The organism is Robiginitalea aurantiaca, from assembly GCF_030380815.1.
Lineage (GTDB): Bacteria > Bacteroidota > Bacteroidia > Flavobacteriales > Flavobacteriaceae > Robiginitalea > Robiginitalea aurantiaca.
The window spans coordinates 1-953 of the sequence record NZ_JAUDUY010000030.1 but is presented as its reverse complement, the minus strand read 5'-3'; the positions used below and the strand labels follow the sequence as shown (position 1 = coordinate 953).

The 953-nt window shown below is 47.6% G+C and carries 1 pseudogene; it reads right to left on the bottom strand.

From position 1 onward, the window contains the following. Positions 1 to 935: pseudogene (locus QU605_RS15300) on the bottom strand (hypothetical protein); the annotation flags it as partial. Positions 936 to 953: the final 18 nt, after the last annotated feature.

Here is a 953-nt window from a genome sequence, read left to right as displayed (position 1 = left end):
ATGCTCAGGTCAATGCCCTGTACTACCGAGAGATCGATTTGTAAACCGTTACTGAGATTAAAAAGCTCCGTATCCGAAGAGGCATCGATCAGGGAAAACCCTGCAATGGCTCCTTCTGTAGAAGTGGGTGTAAGGCTGTTGATCCATTCTTCAATCAATTGCAGACCTTCCGCATCAACTACATCTTTTGCAATGGGTGGCATTTCTACATTCGCCTGGGTGCTATTCATCCGGTAGTGCAAAGCAGAATTGGCAACGTCCTGAGGGATAACAATTTTTGGATTTTGCATACCAAGATCGTAGTTCACGTCCCCATAGATTATATTCTGTAGTTCCAGTGGGGTAGTATAGCGGGCGTCGAACTGGGCAATATTGTCCACCGTGGGATTGTGACAGCTGGAACAATTCACATCGATATAACTACGAGCCCTGTCTTCAAGGGAGGCACTAAGGTTGTCCTTGGCGGAAACGGCCATGTAGTTACCTACATTGGCATTAGTGATTACCTCTGGGATGATCCCCATTTCACTGAGGTTTACCAGTTGATTGGCAGATGTACCCCCCGGATAGGTGATAACCGAGTTCAGGTTTCTTGTTTTGGGCCCCAATACGCCTCCGTTTTGAGGAAAGTGGCAGGACATGCATTCCACCCGGCTGGGGTATTGCCAGGTCTGGGTGACCCCATCGACAACCACGTCTTCCAAAAGGCCTTCATTAAGCAGCGTAGCATCCGTTTGGGCTTCATTCCACTTATAGGTCAGGTAGTAATATACATCGTCATCCCCTTTGATTTCAAAGCGGGTTTCGAGTCTTTTACCACCCAGTTCAAAATGCTTGATAAGTACGGATCCCCTGGGAAAATCCCATGCCACGTCATTAGAAAAAACAATTTGTTCCTCCGGGGTATCATGGGTTCCATCATTAGGGACGGCCATCCACCGGAATTTAGCAGC